The 16,661-nt window shown below is 62.4% G+C and carries 18 protein-coding genes; 12 read left to right on the top strand and 6 right to left on the bottom strand.

The genetic code is table 11. From position 1 onward, the window contains the following. Positions 1-2 precede the first annotated feature (2 nt). From G7047_RS12295 to G7047_RS12280, 4 genes are all read right to left on the bottom strand, one after another. Complete coding sequence (locus G7047_RS12295) at positions 3-668, bottom strand: 3'-5' exonuclease (RefSeq protein WP_166305589.1); 666 nt, start codon at positions 666-668, stop codon at positions 3-5. A 20-nt stretch (positions 669-688) separates the two neighbouring features. Next, positions 689-2,695, bottom strand: coding sequence for a U32 family peptidase (locus G7047_RS12290; RefSeq protein WP_166305586.1), 2,007 nt, complete (start codon positions 2,693-2,695; stop codon positions 689-691). A 96-nt stretch (positions 2,696-2,791) separates the two neighbouring features. Continuing rightward, positions 2,792-3,412, bottom strand: a complete 621-nt coding sequence (locus G7047_RS12285; RefSeq protein WP_205904775.1) for a hypothetical protein — start codon at positions 3,410-3,412, stop codon at positions 2,792-2,794. A 131-nt stretch (positions 3,413-3,543) separates the two neighbouring features. Beyond that, positions 3,544-4,284, bottom strand: a complete 741-nt coding sequence (locus G7047_RS12280) for an NUDIX domain-containing protein (protein ID WP_166305583.1) — start codon at positions 4,282-4,284, stop codon at positions 3,544-3,546. 113 nt (positions 4,285-4,397) lie between these two features. Between G7047_RS12280 and G7047_RS12275 the strand changes: the two genes are divergently transcribed. From G7047_RS12275 to G7047_RS12255, 5 genes are all read left to right on the top strand, one after another. Continuing rightward, a complete protein-coding gene (locus G7047_RS12275) occupies positions 4,398-4,976 on the top strand; it encodes an NADAR family protein (RefSeq protein WP_166305580.1) in 579 nt (192 codons plus the stop codon). 24 nt (positions 4,977-5,000) lie between these two features. Beyond that, entirely contained in the window at positions 5,001-5,918 is a 918-nt protein-coding gene (locus G7047_RS12270; protein WP_240939469.1) for an ADP-ribosylglycohydrolase family protein, read from the top strand. Between the two features lie 61 nt (positions 5,919-5,979). Then, a complete protein-coding gene (locus G7047_RS12265) occupies positions 5,980-6,222 on the top strand; it encodes a hypothetical protein (protein WP_166305577.1) in 243 nt (80 codons plus the stop codon). Between the two features lie 2 nt (positions 6,223-6,224). Beyond that, positions 6,225-7,649 carry a tRNA adenosine(34) deaminase TadA gene (gene tadA, locus G7047_RS12260; protein ID WP_166305574.1) on the top strand — a complete coding sequence of 475 codons (1,425 nt, stop codon included), beginning with the start codon at positions 6,225-6,227 and terminating at the stop codon, positions 7,647-7,649. Between the two features lie 86 nt (positions 7,650-7,735). Continuing rightward, on the top strand, positions 7,736-8,785 hold the full coding sequence (locus tag G7047_RS12255; protein WP_166305571.1) for an LD-carboxypeptidase: 1,050 nt from the start codon (positions 7,736-7,738) through the stop codon (positions 8,783-8,785). Positions 8,786-8,799: 14 nt separating this feature from the next. Here G7047_RS12255 and G7047_RS12250 read toward each other — a convergent pair whose 3' ends face one another. Further along, a complete protein-coding gene (locus G7047_RS12250) occupies positions 8,800-9,282 on the bottom strand; it encodes a DUF5063 domain-containing protein (RefSeq protein ID WP_166305568.1) in 483 nt (160 codons plus the stop codon). A gap of 47 nt (positions 9,283-9,329) precedes the next feature. Continuing rightward, positions 9,330-10,241, bottom strand: coding sequence for a LysR family transcriptional regulator (locus G7047_RS12245; RefSeq protein ID WP_166305565.1), 912 nt, complete (start codon positions 10,239-10,241; stop codon positions 9,330-9,332). Between the two features lie 103 nt (positions 10,242-10,344). Between G7047_RS12245 and G7047_RS12240 the strand changes: the two genes are divergently transcribed. From G7047_RS12240 to G7047_RS12210, 7 genes are all read left to right on the top strand, one after another. Then, positions 10,345-11,217 (top strand): CoA ester lyase, encoded by an 873-nt coding sequence (locus G7047_RS12240; RefSeq protein ID WP_166305562.1) that lies wholly within the window; start codon positions 10,345-10,347, stop codon positions 11,215-11,217. A 74-nt stretch (positions 11,218-11,291) separates the two neighbouring features. Beyond that, the gene (locus G7047_RS12235) at positions 11,292-12,281 is read left to right on the top strand and encodes a tripartite tricarboxylate transporter substrate binding protein (RefSeq protein ID WP_166305559.1); all 990 of its coding nucleotides are present in this window, start codon (positions 11,292-11,294) and stop codon (positions 12,279-12,281) included. Between the two features lie 26 nt (positions 12,282-12,307). Further along, on the top strand, positions 12,308-13,465 hold the full coding sequence (locus tag G7047_RS12230; protein ID WP_166305556.1) for a CoA transferase: 1,158 nt from the start codon (positions 12,308-12,310) through the stop codon (positions 13,463-13,465). Positions 13,466-13,552: 87 nt separating this feature from the next. Next, positions 13,553-14,257, top strand: coding sequence for a YebC/PmpR family DNA-binding transcriptional regulator (locus G7047_RS12225; RefSeq protein WP_166305553.1), 705 nt, complete (start codon positions 13,553-13,555; stop codon positions 14,255-14,257). A 32-nt stretch (positions 14,258-14,289) separates the two neighbouring features. Continuing rightward, complete coding sequence (locus G7047_RS12220; protein ID WP_166305550.1) at positions 14,290-14,778, top strand: hypothetical protein; 489 nt, start codon at positions 14,290-14,292, stop codon at positions 14,776-14,778. Between the two features lie 391 nt (positions 14,779-15,169). Continuing rightward, complete coding sequence (locus G7047_RS12215) at positions 15,170-16,120, top strand: adenylate/guanylate cyclase domain-containing protein (protein ID WP_240939468.1); 951 nt, start codon at positions 15,170-15,172, stop codon at positions 16,118-16,120. A gap of 100 nt (positions 16,121-16,220) precedes the next feature. Continuing rightward, entirely contained in the window at positions 16,221-16,655 is a 435-nt protein-coding gene (locus tag G7047_RS12210; RefSeq protein WP_166305547.1) for a DoxX family protein, read from the top strand. The last annotated feature ends 6 nt before the right edge of the window (positions 16,656-16,661 follow it).

Genomic DNA, 16,661 nt, shown 5'->3' with positions numbered 1-16,661 from the left:
GCTTATGTGCCCGATTGTGCCGCAGTGTGTGGTCTGGTGTGCTGTCTGGGGGCGGGAGTGAGCGGCTGCTTGGCCTCCCACGCCGTCAAATGCGCAAACACCATCGCCGGGGCATGCGCGTCATTCGCCGCGTAGCGGATCTGGCTTTCGGTCAGGCGTTCGTTGGACCAGTTGGAGGTGGTCACTTTCTTGGACTTGCGCAGGCTCTGGACCAGCACCATGGCGATGGCGGCGCGCACGCCGGTCGATGCGCCGAAGCCATGGCGCTTGAAGATGCGGTCGAGGTCGATGACGTTCTGCATCTCGACCTGCAGGCGGCCCTGCAGTTGGCTGCGATCATTGTCGAGCCCGAAGCCAGCCTTGGTGATGCGCGCGTTGCCGAGCACCTCGCGGGTGAGGGCGAAGGCCTCGGGGTGGCGCATCTGCAGCAGCCAGCATTCCGTGGTCGTGGCGAACTGCACGAGATGCGGGCCGGTGTCCTTGGCGCCCACCTGGAAGAGCGGCTTGCTTTCGGTGTCGAAACCCAGCACCGGTGCGGCGAGCAGGGCAGTGCGGGCGCGGGCGAAATCCTCTTCGCTCGCGGGGATGTGAATCGCGGAATCCGCGAGCGCCACAAACGGCGGCAGCAGCGCGGATTCTTCCTTGGTCGGGGCTTTGCGGCGCGTCATCAGCTTGCTGTTTCGGCTGCTCAGACGCCGGTGCGCGGTGTGGGGCGCGTGCGGTAGAACTGCATCGGATGCTCCTGCATTTCCTTGGCGTGCTGGTTCATCACTGAGCGCTTCATCTTGCCGACCACGTGCATTTCGCAGGGCTTGCAGTCAAAGCGCAGCGTGAGCTTTTCCTTGCCGTTGATGAGCTGCAGCGGCTCGGCCTTGATCGTGCCCTTCACACCGATCACGCCCTTGGCCTGCTTGGGACACAGGCTCATCGAGAAGCGCACGCAGTGCTTGGTGATCATCAGCGAGACTTCGCCTTCCTCTTCCTTGCTCTCGTAGGCCGCTTCGACCACCTTCACGCCATGCTTCACGTAGAAGTCATGCGCCTTCTGGTTGAACACGTTGGCCAGATAGGTGAGCGTGTCTTCGGGGAAGGCTGCAGGCGGCTCGACCGGCACGGCGCGCGGCAGGCGCACCAGGCCTTCGGCGCGTGCGACTTCAAGCGCCGCAACGGCTTCGCGGCGCAGTTGGTTGAGCACCGATGCGGGCACGAACCAGGGCTGCGACACATTGAGCGCGATGTCGTGCGCTTCGAAGATCGTCGCGCCAAAGCGGCCGAGCTGTTCGCGCAGAGTGGCTTCCGCCTTGGCCGCGTCGGTGGCGCTCTGATGTTCCTGCTCGACCTCGGCGGTGCCCACAAAGCCGTCTTCGTCGGTCAGAGTGAGCGCGAACCCGTTGGCCGTTTCCTTGAACTCGGCCCACATGCCGATGCGACGCTCGCTCGACTTCTTCTCGAGCGTGCGCACCCAGTCCATGTCGCGGTTGCGGTTGATCTCAAGACCCTTGCGCAGGTCCTTGAACTCGCTGATGTCGTTCTTGGGGAACGCGCGCCAGATGCCTTTTTTGGCATGCACGCATTCCACGCGGTTGATGTGCACGCCCACCAGTTCCTTTTGCAGGTCGTAGTAGCAGAGGCCGTCGCCGTTGTGCAGCTCGACGTCCTTGTCAGCGGTTTCCAGCTCGAACCATTTGTCGTCGACTTGCGTGACCCAGCCAATCGAGCGGCCTGGTGTCTTGGGCGTGTCGAACGCGCCGATGTCTTCCTTGCGGCCGTTCACGAAGTAGTCGGTGAATTCGCGGTTGAAATTCTGGTCCGGATCGGGTTCGAAGAACAGCGTGGTGAGGCCAGACGATGAACGCGCCAGCGGCGCTTCGGAGAACTCGCGCTCCTCGATCACCTCGTCGAGCAGCTTGCGGTAGTGGGCCGTGATGTTCTTCACATAGCCCATGTCCTTGTAGCGGCCTTCGATCTTGAAGCTGCGTACGCCCGCGTCGATCAGTGCGCGCAGGTTGTCGCTCTGGTTGTTGTCCTTCATAGACAGCACATGCTTTTCGTGCGCGATGATGCGGCCACTCTGGTCCGTCACCTCATAGGGCAAACGGCAGGCTTGGTTGCAGTCGCCGCGATTGGCGCTGCGGCCAGTATGTGCATGGCTGATGAAGCACTGACCCGAATAAGCCACGCACAGCGCGCCGTGCACGAAGAATTCGATGGTGGTGCGGTTCGGATCGGTCGCCGCGCGGATCGCCTCGATCTGCTGGAGATCGAGCTCGCGCGCCAGCACGATCTGCGACAGGCCCGCGTCCTGCAGAAAACGTGCCTTCTCGGGCGTGCGGATGTCGGTTTGGGTGGAGGCGTGCAGCTGGATCGGCGGCAGGTCGATCTCGAGCAGGCCCATGTCCTGGATGATCAGCGCGTCCGCTCCGGCCTCGTAGATCTGCCAGGCCATCTTGCGCGCGTCTTCGAGTTCGTCGTCGCGCAGAATGGTGTTCAGCGTGATAAAGACACGGCTGCCGAAGCGGTGCGCATGCTTGATGAGCCGATCGAGATCGCGCATGTCGTTGCCCGCAGTCGCGCGCGCGCCGAAGGCTGGACCGCCGATATAGATGGCATCGGCGCCGTGGTTGATGGCTTCAATCCCGATGTCGGCATCGCGGGCCGGGGAGAGCAGTTCGAGCTGGTGGGGCAGGAGAGACATAAGGGCGCGATTATCTCAGGATCGACCGGATTCCGGGGGGGAGGGTGATTGCTCGCCTCGCAACCCCCGTGCCCTCAGTGCCGTCCGTGGGTGGCATTAGCACTGCCAGAGAAATTTCCCTGAGGCGGGTTGGGTGCAGCCGCAGCGGAAGACATAGCCGCATCCGCTGGCGAAGTTCATCGCCGTGCGGTGGTCCGGTCCTTCCTCCAACTGGGCGAAAAACTGCATGGGCTGGCCGCAGGCGTCGCACTCAGGCGTTTCGTCGTGCTGAATCCACATCGGCGCGCCACCGATCTTGCCGAGCACCTGACGCGGCGACTGGCCTGCCGCATCGGACCATTGCGCGCGGGCCCGGTCGTAGTTCGCCTCTGCGGACGAGACCAAGGTGGCTCCGTAGCGCGTGGAGCGCACCGTCTCGCCGTCTTCGGAAGGCGTGACCAGTTGCAGGTCGTGCGCGGCCACCTCCAGCACCTTATTGCCGCCGTCGTTGGCGTCCCACTCCTCGCAGCAGCCCGGATCGTTCTGGCACATGAACACCAGCAGCAGGCTGGATTCGAGGGCGTTCTGCAACTGTCCCTGAAACTGCATGTTGCCGCCGCACTGGCCGCAGGTCGGCCAGTCGAGATGACCTGCGGGCGCGCTCGGAGCGCCGCCGAACATGCTCTTGTCCGTGGCGGTCTCGTCGGTTTCTGGATGATTGATCAGCAGGGTGGTCATGGCAGATTCGGCGCGGCAGCTTGGGCGCGGTAGGTTGATATGACGCCGGATGCTGAACGCAAGCGGGTGCTATCGCCCAGCCGGATTAACCCGGCTCCAACCCGCGCCCACCACGAATCCCACCCGGTTGCTCATGCCGAGCGTGGACTGAATGTGCGCGGAAACACCACCGCCGCGTTCCGGTCCGCAAGCCGGTAGCCCATGGCCGGGCGGTTGGATGTGCCCTCCACATGTCCCGCCTCCACCAGAAACTGCGCGGCCAGCATGCGGGTGCGAAAGCCGCTCTTGTCCACCGGGCGGCCGAGCACGGTCTCGTAGACCTGCTGCAACTGGGGCAGGGTGAAGGGCTCGGCCAGCAGAAACGCGGGCAACGAGGTGTATTCGACCTTGCCGCGCAGGCGCTCGACGGCGGTCTGCAGGATCTCGCCGTGATCGAAGGCGAGCTTGGGGTGGTCGAGCATCTCGTCGACCTCGAACCACGCCACGTCGGCAGCATTTGCGCCCTTGGCGAGCGTGATGTCGGAGCTGGGAATCAGCGCGAAATACACATGCGTGGCCGACCAGCCGCGCGGATCGCGCGCCTTGCCGCCCCAGCTGCCGAGCTGCTCCAGATAGGGGCTGTCCACACTGGTCTTCTCCTTGAGCTTGCGGCGCGCGCAGGTCTCGAGATCCGCATCCAGATCGACGTTCACAAACCCGCCGGGCAGCGCCCACAGTGCGGGAAACGGCTCTTTGTCTCCCTCAGGGCGTTGAACCAGCAGCACCTTCAATTGAGCATCCACGACGGAAAAGATCACCACGTCGACGGTGGTGAATGGACGCGGGAAGTCGGGCACTCTGTTGGTTTTTGTGCGAGGAACGGTAACGGTCATGCAGTCGCTCTTGACGTCTTGAGTATTGGGTTGTATTGTACAACTTGCTTTGAGTTGTATTAAGCAACTTATTATGAACTCAACAAGAAAACCAACATGAGAAAGTGCACGACATGACCAACGCAAAGAACGAAATCCGAACGGTGGCCGATCTGCTCATGGAGCTCAATACAGGCCTGCGCCCCAAATACCTGTTTTTCTGGGGCCATCAACCCGAGAAGGATGGCTCCGTCGGCAGGGGCTGCTTCAGCCAGTGGTTCCATGCGGAATTCACCGTCGATGGTGACCGTTATCCCACGGCCGAACACTTCATGATGGCCGAGAAGGCGCGCCTGTTTGGTGACGAGGCGGCTCGTGCGCAGGTGCTGCGCGCGGGTTCCCCGGCCAGCGCCAAGCAGCTGGGGCGCGGCGTGCGACATTTCGATGAGGGGCGCTGGCATGCCGAACGCTTTGACATCGTCGTGAATGGCAATGTCGCCAAATTCGGCCAGAACCCCGCGATGCGCGACTTTCTGCTGGGCACTGGCAATCGCGTGCTGGTCGAGGCCAGTCCGCGTGACCGCATCTGGGGCATCGGCATGGGCGCATCCAACCCCGACGCCGAACGTCCGCAGAACTGGCGCGGACAGAATCTGCTCGGATTTGCACTGATGGCCGCGCGCGAGCGGCTGCGCGGTGCTACGGGGCAATGAAGAACGAAAGATGGAGTGACCGTGATGAGTGACGATGACATGCTGGATCGCTTTCAAGGCGCGCTGCTTGGCCTCGCCTGCGGTGACGCGGTTGGCACGACGGTGGAGTTCCAGCCGCGCGGCAGTTTCACGCCACTGATCGACATGGTCGGCGGCGGGCCGTTTTCGCTCAAGGCGGGGCAGTGGACCGATGACACTTCGATGGCGCTGTGTCTGGCCGAGAGCCTGGTGACCACTGGTGCATGCGATCCGCACGACCAGATGACGCGCTATGCGAACTGGTACCAGTGGGGCTACTGGAGTTCGACCGGACGCTGCTTTGACATTGGCATGGCGACGCGGGCCGCCGTCGAGCAGTTTCTCAAGACGGGTGAACCGTTGGCGGGCAGTACCGATCCGCAGAGTGCGGGCAATGGCTCGCTGATGCGGCTTGCGCCCGTAGCCATGCGGTATTGCGGCGATGAGGCGCTCGCGCAGGAGATGGCCGCGCTCAGCTCGCGCACCACGCACGGGGCTGCGGAGTGTCTGGATGCCTGTCGCTTGTTTGCCGTGGCGCTGGGCCGGGCCCTGCGTGGCTGCAGCAAGCGCGAGGTGCTTGATCTGGCGGGGCTGAATCTGGGCAGTCCCAGAATCCAGCGGATCGCCGAGGGCGGCTATCTGGGCAAGGGCCGTGACGAGATTCGTGGATCGGGCTACGTGGTCGAGAGCCTCGAAGCCGCGCTCTGGTGCTTTGCGCGGCGCGACAACGTCTGGGATGCGGTGCTCGATGCGGCCAATCTCGGCGACGACGCGGACACTACCGCCGCGATCACCGGCCAGATCGCCGGGGCGATGTGGGGCGCGCGCAGCCTGCCTTCGACCTGGCTGGCACGTCTTTGCATGGCGGACGATATTCGCGATCTGGCGAAGCGGCTGTTCGAGGCCAACCGGGCCTCCCGCTGAATCTCCGGCTATGCTTGCTTGCGCTACAGTGAGCGACTTGTCCGTGCGGAGGATTGATCACATGCGTTTTGGTTTTGGGTTGGTGGGGTTGCTGGTGGCGCTCGCGATTGTCGGCGTGCTCGTCAAGAAGCAGATCGGTGCGACCAAGGTGGCGGTGCCTGCATCTATCTCAGCTCCGGCGAACGGTGCGAGTACTCCACAGAATGTGCGCGAGCAGAGCCAGCAGATGCAGGAGCAGTTCAAGCAGCAGCTCGATTCGGCCCTGCAACAGGGGCAGGAGCGCCTCGACAAGGAAGCGCAATAAGCATGACGACGACCGTCTCCATCGGCAGTCCCTGCGAGAGCGACGAGCAGGGCATGCGACTTGCGCTGGCGCTGGCGCACGAGGCCGCGGCCGAGGGCGAGGTGCCCGTGGGCGCGGTGCTGGTGCGTGATGGCCGGGTGCTTTCCACGGGGCGCAATGCGCCGATTGCGCGGCACGATCCCACGGCCCATGCGGAGCTGGCCGCGTTGCGGTCTGCGGCGCAGGCGCTGGGCAATTACCGGCTCGATGACTGCACGCTGTATGTGACGCTCGAACCGTGCCCTATGTGCGCCGGAGCCATGCTCCACGCCCGCTTGCCGCGCGTGGTGTTTGGCGCGATGGATGCCAAGACGGGCGCTGCGGGATCGGTGGTCGATCTGTTTGCCGAGCCCTTGCTCAATCACCAAACGGAGATTCGCGGAGGCGTGCTGGCCGATGAATGCGGCATGGCGCTGAGCGAGTTTTTCCGGCAGCGGCGCAGTGAACAGAAGCTCGAAAAGCGGCTGGCACATCCGCTGCGCGAGGATGCCTTGCGCACGCCGGACAAGGCCTTTGCGCAGATCACGGAGGGTGCAGAGGGCACATGTCCATGGGCTCCGCGCTATGTCAGCGATCTTCCGGCGCTCGATGGCCTGCGCCTGCACTATCTCGATGAAGGCCCGTCAACGGGAGCAGTGCGCACCTGGCTTCTTGTTCATGGTCTGCCGGGCTGGAGCCATGAATTCCGCACGATGATCCCCGCGCTTCTGGCTTCGGGAGATCGCGTGATCGCCGTGGATCTGCCGGGCTTTGGCCGAAGCGACAAGCCCAAGAAGGAGGCCGCGCACAGTGAGCGCTGGCACGCGCGGGTGATTCAAGAACTGGTGGAGCGGCTCGATGCACGCGGCGTGGTGCTGGTCACACAGGGGCTGAACGGGCTGATCGGTTTGGGCGTTCCCTTGGCCGCGCCCGAGCGATTCTCGGGGCTGTTGACCATCAATGCCTGGCTACCGGATGCGGCGGCGCCAGTGTCCAAGGTCTTGCAGAAATGGACCGAGCCCATCGCACGCAAGCCGCGTCTGCCGATGGGCGAGCAGATAGCGCGGGCATCGCGCAATGGTGCTGTGGATGACGCGGTGTGGGATGCGCCATTTCCAGATGCGGGTTATCGCGCTGCGCTGCGTGCATTCGCCGGATTCGTGCTGTCGCCTCAGGACCCCGAATGGACCCGCGAAGTGCAGGCCTTCTGGTGCGAGCAATGGAGTGGGAAATCGCTTGTGATCTCCGGCGGCGCTGATCTTCTGATCGATAGGCAAGCCGCCGAAAGATTGCGCCTGAACCTTCGCGGCGCGGGCGATGTGGTGGTGATTCCCGAGTTGGGTCATTTCATTTCACAGCATGGCGCCGACGTGGCCTTGCATGCTGTGGAATACTTCAGCCCATTCTGACCGCTGCCGAACCTGCGGTCTTCACATTTTGACCGCTGCCGACGCAGCGGTCTTTACATTTTCGGAGCAGGCGCAGCACGCGCCTGATGACAGCCTTGGCCACCAAACAAAAACCAGATCACGAACACGACCATGAGGCGCATGCCCACGACGAGCACGATCATGAGCATCACGGCCATGCGGCCTGCGGCCACAATCACGGCCCGCAGCACATCTACATCTATTCGCCATCGAGCGCGGTGCTCGACAAGGCAGCGTTTCGCCGTGGCGTTGCGCGTCTGAAGGCCATGGGCCACGAGGTCGAGATCGACCAAGACGCGCTCGCGCGCAGCACGCGTTTTGCGGGCGATGACGAAACCCGCCTTGCCGCGATTCACCGTGCGGCCGCGAGCGGTGCGGATGTGGCGATGATTGCACGCGGCGGCTACGGCCTCTCGCGCATTCTTCCGGGCATCAAGTACAAGGCCGTCGCCAAGGCCGGGGAAAAGGGCACGCGCTTCATCGGCCAGAGCGACTTCACCGCGTTCCAGAACGCGCTGCTCGCGCAGACCGGTGCGACCACCTGGTCCGGCCCCTCGCTGATCGCCGACTTGGGCGTTGATGGCGAGCCCGACGACATCATGCTCGCCTGCCTCGATGACTTGTTCACAGGTCACGGCGAAGGCAGCGGCTGGCGCATGGGCCACGAAAAGCCACTCGCCAGCGGCAAGCCCGCCGTGCCCGATGTCTACTTCAAGAACGCCACGCTCTGGGGCGGTAACATGGCCATGCTGTGCTCGCTGCTAGGCACGCCGTACTTCCCGCAGATCAAGGGCGGCATCCTGTTCCTTGAAGACGTGGCCGAGCATCCTTACCGCGTCGAACGCATGTTCGCGCAGCTGTTGCAAGCAGGCGTGCTCAAGAACCAGAAGGCCATCATCATGGGCCAGTTCACCGGCTACCGCTTGGCCCCGCACGACAAGGGCTACAAGATGCAGACTGCCATCGACTGGCTGCGCTCGCGGATCAAGGCCCCGGTGCTGACCAACCTGCCATTCGGCCATGTGGCGACCAAGGTGCTGCTGCCTGTGGGCGCACAAGTGTCGCTGTCGGTGGAAGGGCGGGATGCGCTGGTGTACTGGGGCCACACGCACTAATTTGTGGACACGTTTTAAGGCTGCTCGTCTCCCTGCAAGGCGCGCAGTGCCTCGGTGGCGTGGCGTCCCCAGTGCATGTGGAACGTGAACCGCCAGTGCCAAATCGCACCGGTCTCTTCTCCCTGATCGAGCATGGACAACCCATCGCGGATGTCGCAGTACATGTCGGTCAGGTCATCAGCAACGTCGCCGATGACCGGCTCGTCGTCGCATTCGACGGATGTATTGAACAACACCCGGTAGTAGTTGACGGGTAGCGCGCCAAAGCTCTTGAAAAGCTTTTGCTTGAAGGCCTTGGGGATGTCTTCTGGGTCGGGAAAGTGCTCAGGAGCTTCAACCGCAGGCAGATCCAGTGCGGCTGAATAGACGCGTGCGATCTGCTGCAACGCTTCGTGGCGCAGGAGCTCTTGGTCCGTGCCCTTGGGGGCTTCGCACCATGCGCAGAAGCTACGTGCATTGTCTGTGAAGGTGGCGACAGCGGTGGGTGATGTGGTCATTGGGCAGATCCGATCAGTATGGCTTAACGCGGTTCATGCGGGAGTTCTCATCCAGAAGGAGCAACCTGTCTTGCGCTCACGTTGGCGCGCTGCTTCAACACCGCCCGCGCACTCTCCACCACTTTGTGAATCAACGCAAGCCGCGCCGATGAGCGCAGCCACATCACCCCGAATCTGCGGGATTGGGTGAAATCGGGCAGGGGCAGGCGCACCACGCTCTGCCCGTCGGGCAGGTTGAGTGCGGTGTCGGGCACCAGCGCCACTCCGAGGCCGCGGTCCACCATCATCGCGATGGCTACCAGCGAGCTCAATTCAAATCGCTCTTTGGGCGTGATGTGCGCGGTGCGCAGATAGCGGTCCACCATCTGGCCGCCGCCGAGGTTGCGGTCGTAGCGGATCAGGGGTTGGGTGCGCAGCAGCTCGTGGGGCGCGAGATGGGCAAGGTGCTTCGGAGCGAGCAGGATCAGCGGTTCCTCGCGCAACTGGGTCCAGTCGAAAGTCTTGGCGAGCGGGAAGGCCGGGTAGAGGCAGACGGCGGCGTCGATGTCACCTTGCTGCACGGCCTCGTAGAGCTGGTTGGTGGTGGCGGATTGCAGGAACACCTTGACCTCGGGGCACTGCTTGACGAAGTCCGCGAGGATGTCGGGCAGCAGGCTGTGCAGGGCGGTGTTGATGGTGCCGATGACCAGCTCGCCGCGCGTGCCGTCGTCGTTGACCAGCGTGTGCGCGTTGGCGAGTTCGTGCAGCAGGGTGGGCGCGCTCTGGGTGAGGCGGTGGCCTGCGGGCGTGGGCACCACGGTGCGGCCTGCGCGGGCGAGCAGTGGCGTCTTGAACTCTTTTTCGAGGATGCGCATCTGCTGCGCGACGGCCGCCGCCGTGATGTGCAGGCGGCGCGCGGCCTCGGCCATGGAGCCGGTTTCCACGACCAGCATGAAGCTTTGTAGGTAACTGGTTTCCATGTGGTCAATTGATCAGGGTTAACGCTTAAAAGATACTTTGTCTTTTGTTTGAACTAATGGTATCTGTATTTTTCAAGGTCTGAGCTGAATCCACAATGGCGGCATGAGAAGCAAATTGTTTGTTCCGGGCTCGCGCCCCGAATTGTTTGGAAAAGCGCTGACGAGCGCGGCGGACAGTCTGTCTTTCGATCTGGAAGACGCCGTGGCCGAGCCGCGCAAGGACGAGGCGCGCGGCCTGCTGCGCGACTTTCTGTTGAGCGATGCTCCGCGAGCACACACCAAGACCGTCATCGTTCGGGTGAACGCAATGGACACGCCGCACTTTGCGCAGGACGTTGCCGAGGTGGTGCGCGCGGGCGTGCATCTGATCAATCTGCCCAAGCCCGAAAGTCCCGGGCACGTGGTGATCGCCGCCCATGCGGTGGCCGATGCGGCGCGCGCCAATGGCGTGACGCAGGTGCCGGGGCTGCTGCTCAACATGGAGACGCCGAAGTCGCTGCGCACCGGTGCGGCGCTGGCGATGGCACACCCAAGCGTGAAGGGGTTGCAGTTGGGGCTTGGGGATCTGTTCGAGCCCTATGGCATTCATCGACGCGAACCGTCCGCGATTGCGCAGGCGTTGTTTGCGGTGCGCATGGCGGCCGCCGAGGCCGATGTCTGGGCGTATGACGGGGCGTTCGCGAACATCAAGGACGTGGAAGGATTCCGTGCCGAATGTGAGCTGTCGCGCCGCATGGGATTTCTTGGCAAGACCTGTATTCACCCCAGCCAGATCGCGATTGCGAACGAGGTCTTTCAGCCATCGCAAAAGGAGATCGATGACGCGCTCAAAGTCGTCGAGGCCGCACGCAACGCCGATCAGAACGCAGTGGGTGCCTATGTGGTGGATGGCAAGATGATCGATAGGCCGTTCGTGCTGCGGGCCGAAGCCATTGTACAGAGTGCACTGGCAATGGGTTTAATCACATCGAAATGATCCGCGGCCGATTTTATTTTTGAAGAGACCAACAACGAGTGGAGCAGGAGACGATGATGAACTTTCAAACCAAAATGTCCTTCTTACGCCGCAGCATCGCTGTCGCCGCGCTGGCCTTTACTGCGGCAGCCACTATCGGCGCAGCCCCCGCGCTGGCGTCCGATGCGGCATACCCGAACAAACCGATCACGATGATCGTGCCTTATCCGCCAGGCGGCTCCAATGACGTGTTCGCGCGCCAGATCGCCAGGGAGATTGGCGACATCCTCAAACAACCCATCATCGTCGACAACCGCCCCGGCGCGAGCGGCAACACCGGGACGGCCTTCGTGACCAAGGCGGCGCCTGATGGCTATACGCTCGTCGCAGTGTCGTCGAGCATGACGACCAATGCGGGCGTGCAGCCAAAGATGCCGTTCGATCCGGTGAAAAATCTGGTGCCGATCGCGATGTTCGCCAAGGGGCCGATGGTGGTCGCGGTGAACAACGAATTCCCGGCGAGCAATCCGGCCGAGCTGGTCAAGGCAATCAAGGCCAATCCTGGCAAGTTCAACTACGCGACGTCCGGCACGGGCAGCGTGAACCACATGGCGACGGAGTATCTGCGCTCGATGGTTCCAGGTTTTGACATCACCCATGTGCCCTACAAGGGGCAGGGCCCTGCGGTGACCGATGTAATCGGCAATCAGGTACAGATGCTGGTCTCGAGCGGCCCGTCGATCCTGCCAATGATCCGCAACGGTAAGCTCAAGGCTGTGGGCATCACCAGCCTGAAGCCGAGCCCGATTGCCCCGGAACTGACGCCCATGGCGACAGCCGTTCCGGGCTATGAGTTCGATCTGTGGTGGGGCATGCTCGCACCGGCGGGAACGCCCGCCAGCATCGTGAGTACGCTCAACAAGGCGGTGAATCAGGCGCTGGCCAAGCAGGACCTCAAGGACCAGTTCCTGCGCGAGGGTGCCATCGTCACGCCGATCACATCGGCGCAGTTCGGTGATGTGGTCAAGAGTGATGTCGAGCGCTGGAAGAAGCTGGCCAAAGAACGCAACATCGTCGCGGATTGAGCAAGAGAATCTGGAGAGTCTGAACCATGAGCTTTGCTCCAACTGAACGCAAGGGGCCAGCGGGCCCGCTCAGCGGCGTGCGTGTGCTTGATCTGAGTGCCTACATTGCAGGACCTTATGGCTGCTCTTTGCTGGCAGACCAAGGTGCGGAGGTCATCAAGATCGAGCCGCCGGTGGGTGATAACCTGCGAAAATATCCGTCCACGCTCGAGGCTGAGAGCCGTGCATTCATTGGCGTGAACCGCAGCAAGTGGGGCATGGTGCTCGATTTGAAGCAGGAGTCTGATCACGCGGTGTTAATGCGTCTGGTGCGCGATGCAGATGTGCTGGTTCACAATTTCCGTCCAGGCGTTCCGGAGCGTCTTGGCATTGGCTTTGAGCAGTTGGCGCTGATCAATCCGCGCCTCATTTATTGCAGCGTCACGGGTTATGGCGGCAAGGGCCCACTCAAGGCCAAGGCGGGTTACGACCAAGTGCTGCAGACCATGACCGGCATGTGCACCATGCAGGGCAAGACGGACGGGCCGCCAGAGATTCTGTATGGCTCGGTGGTGGATTACTACGCCTCGGCATTGGTGGCGGGCGGCGTGGCATCCGCACTCTACGAGCGCGAGAAAAGCGGGCTCGGCCAGCATGTGGGCGTGTCGTTGTTGCGCGCGGCCCTGACCATGCAATCGGCACGCCTGATCTGGGCTGAGGGTGAGCCGCGCGAAGTGGGGCGAGACATGCGCTCGGGGGGCATCACCGGCATTCATCCGACCAAGGAAGGCTACATCTATCTCTCGGCCAACACCCCGCATTTCTGGACGGCGCTCTGCGAGAAGACGGGTCTTGTCGAGATTGCGGCCAACGAGCGCTATGACTCGGTGCGCAAGCGCGCCCAGCACAAGGACGAGCTCGTTCCCAAGCTGCGCGAGGCGCTCGCGACGCACTCGGCGCTGGAGTGGGAGGCGATCTTCGGTGAGGCGGTTCCCTGCGCGGCGGCGCGTGCGGTCGAGGACATGTTCGACAACCCGCAGGTGCAGGCCGAGGCAATGATCGCCACGTTCGAACACCCGACGCTCGGCAGCTACCGGGGCTTCACCCGGGCCGTGGAATTCGACCGCACTCCGGGCCCTGAGCCTTTTGCGGCGCCGGTTCTGGGGCAGCACACCGAGGTTCTCAAGACCCGGGTCGCGCAGTAAAAATGAATTCCGAGAGCCAATGCGAGCCTCTCGGACTTCAATCTGCGCGAAAATGTGCGGTTCATCTAATACCAAGGGATCGCAGCCATGGGCGCGCAATGGAAAGCTAAAGGCAAGGCGCTGGTCGCCGATGCCAAGGGAAAACTGTTCGGCAAACTCGTCAAGGAAATCACCGTCGCCGCGCGCGCCGGTGGCGATCCCAACAGCAATGCCGCTTTGCGCATGGCGGTGGACGCTGCCCGCAAGGCTTCCATGCCCAAGGACACGCTGGAGCGTGCGATCAAGAAGGGTTCGGGCGTCGGTGCGGATGCCGTGAGCTACGAACGCGTGGTGTTCGAGGGCTATGCCCCGCACCGCGTGCCGGTGATGGTCGAGTGCCTGACGGACAACCCCAACCGCACGGCCCCCAACATGCGGGTGCTGTTCCGCAAGGGCCAGATGAGCGCCGTGGCGTGGGATTTTGACCATGTGGGCATGATCGAAGGCGAAGCCGCCAACGCGGATGCCGACATGGAAATGGCTGCCATCGAGGCCGGTGCGCAGGACTTCGAGGCGGGTGACGAAGAGGGCGTGACGCTGTTCATCACCGATGCCACCGATCTGGATCTGGTCAGCAAGGCGCTGCCCGCACAGGGCGTGAAGGTGTTGTCGGCCAAGCTTGGCTACAAGGCCAAGAACCCGATCAGCGCGGCGTCACTGAGTGCCGAGGCGATGGAAGAGGTGCAGGCGTTTCTGGCAAGTCTTGAGAACGACGACGACACGCAGCATGTGTACGCCGGCCTGGTCGACTGATCCGCTTTTCTGCTGCTGATCGACTCATAGACATGGGCCGCCCCAGTCTCGCGTGGACCGATGAGATGCTCGCGTTGTTGGGCACGGACAAGGATTCCGTGCTCGCAGAGCGCTGGGGCACGACCGCCAAGACCGTGAATCTCAAGCGCAACGCGCTGGGCATTCCTGCATTCGGGCATGTGCAGTGGACGGATGAGATGCTGGCCAGTCTCGGCAAGGAGGTCGATGCCGAGCTGGCCCGGCGCTTCGGCATCAGCAAGGCCAGTGTGATCGCCAAGCGGCAGGAGCTGTCGATCGCGCCCGCCGTAACTTCAGGCGCGGTGTCTTCCCCGTCCTTTTCTTTACGCGCAGCCCGTTTTGAATGGACTCCCGAGGCCTTGGCGCTGCTCGGCTCGCAGTCGGATGCGAAGGTGGCCGGGTTGCTGGGACTGTCCCGGCTGACGGTCTACAACGCGCGCGTTTCGCGTGGCATTGCACCGGGGCGATCCGCGAGGAGGGTTGCCAGCGACGTCAAAGATTGAGCTGCCACGTCGCCAGATGGAAAAGCAAGCCATGGGACAGGACAAGATGGATCTATGGCATGGTTGTGACCAGTCGAGCGAGGCAGACTTGCCTGTTGTCATGCACGTCAGGAATTATCGATCAGGGCTTGTTGCTTCATTGAGTCATATGCGCCCGGAATCTGCGGCGTTTGTAAATTCCCACTCCGAAATGACTAATTCGGTTGACAATTGATGTCACAGTGTCGATGTGACATCAGGCTGTTTCATTGGCATTATGCTGATAATCGGTTTGCAATCGTGATTGATAAATCACACTCACCAAATGGCGCTCAAGGTGCCGTTCAGTGTGTAGAACGCAAGGAAGAGGGGAATTCGTGACGCGTGCCATCGCCCGAAAAGGGCCCGCATTTTGACTGGAGCACAGACTACCGTCGTTTTTGCCGACATTGTCGGCAGCACGTCGTTGTACGAGACGCTTGGCAATGAGCGCGCGGCGCTTATGGTGACCGAGGTTGTGCAATGGATGGCTTCCCGCATCGAGGCGGAAGGCGGCCGCGTGGTCAAAACGCTGGGCGACGGTGTGATGGCGCTGTTCAGTGATTCCACTGTCGCGGTGAGCGGTATGCTCAATCTGATGCGTGAACACCGCGAACGCATTGCCGAGCCGATTCATAGCATCAATCCCGATGTGCGCATGGGGCTCGATTGTGGCGAGGTGCTTGATGTGGGCGGCGATTGTTATGGCGACGCAGTAAACACCGCTGCACGCCTGTGTGATCGCGCCGCAGCCGGCGAGATCTGGGCGACCGAAGCGGTGGTCAACGTCACGGGCGACATGCCGAGTGCGCGATTCGTGCGCCTGGGCCACCTCAAGGTGCGCGGCAAGGCAGAGCCCCTGTTGATGTACCAGATCGAGTGGCGTCAGGACGAGGGCGTAGAGATGCTCACCCAGCAGGGTGGCCTGACCGAGTTTGGCACCATCACGGCGACCTCTCCGCTGGAGATCCAATTCTCGTGGGGGCGCGCTCACATGCAGTTCCGCTCCAGCGAAGTGCCAGTGAATGTCGGGCGCTCGAGCGAGGCCCATCTCTACATCGACGACCAACGTGTCTCGCGTCTGCACGCACGCATCGACTGGATCGAAGGCACGTTCGTGTTGACGGATCTGAGCACCTTTGGCACGTGGGTGCGTTTTGACGGTAGCGACACGCCCATTCAACTGCGTCGCGACAGCTGCATTCTTCATGGCAACGGCGAGCTCGCGCTCAGCCTGCCGTTCAGCACGGAAGATGCTCCGCGCATCGCTTTCCATGTGACGGGCACCAATCTGCGTTTCGGCGAAGGCGTGGGGCCGCGCTGAGCCCCAGCCCTGTACGCTCGGTCTCTGACGCGCCATCATCCTACAAAGCGCGCGCCATTTGCCCGGTTAGGGTATTGCGTCACTTCATAGGGAGACGCAAATGGTCACGGCTACACACACATCACGCTCGGGTCTGAATTCCGCACTCTTGCTTTTGGGACGACTGCTGTTGGCCTATATGTTCTTGCCTGCAGGAATTGGCAAGATCACCGGGTTTGATGGTACGGTTGGTTACATCGCGTCCCAGGGTTTGCCCATTCCTCAGTTGCTTGCTGCGGCAGCCATCGTTGCAGAAGTGGGTGGCGGATTGGCATTGATTGTTGGCTTTCAGATACGTCTCGTGTCTTGGGGATTGGCATTTTTCACACTGGTAGCGGCCTGTCTGTTTCACAATTACTGGACCTTATCGGGCGCTCAGGCTGCCACGCAGCAACTTATGTTCGTCAAGAATCTGGCGATTGTGGGGGGCTTGCTTGCGCTGTCAGTCGCAGGCGCTGGAGCATGGAGCATGGATGCCAAGCGAGCGGGGTACTAGGTCTGG

Source organism: Diaphorobacter sp. HDW4A, from assembly GCF_011305995.1.
In the GTDB taxonomy this organism is placed as follows: domain Bacteria; phylum Pseudomonadota; class Gammaproteobacteria; order Burkholderiales; family Burkholderiaceae_C; genus Diaphorobacter_A.
Note: the sequence above shows the minus strand (reverse complement) of the source record. Positions and strands in the feature narration are given on the sequence as shown.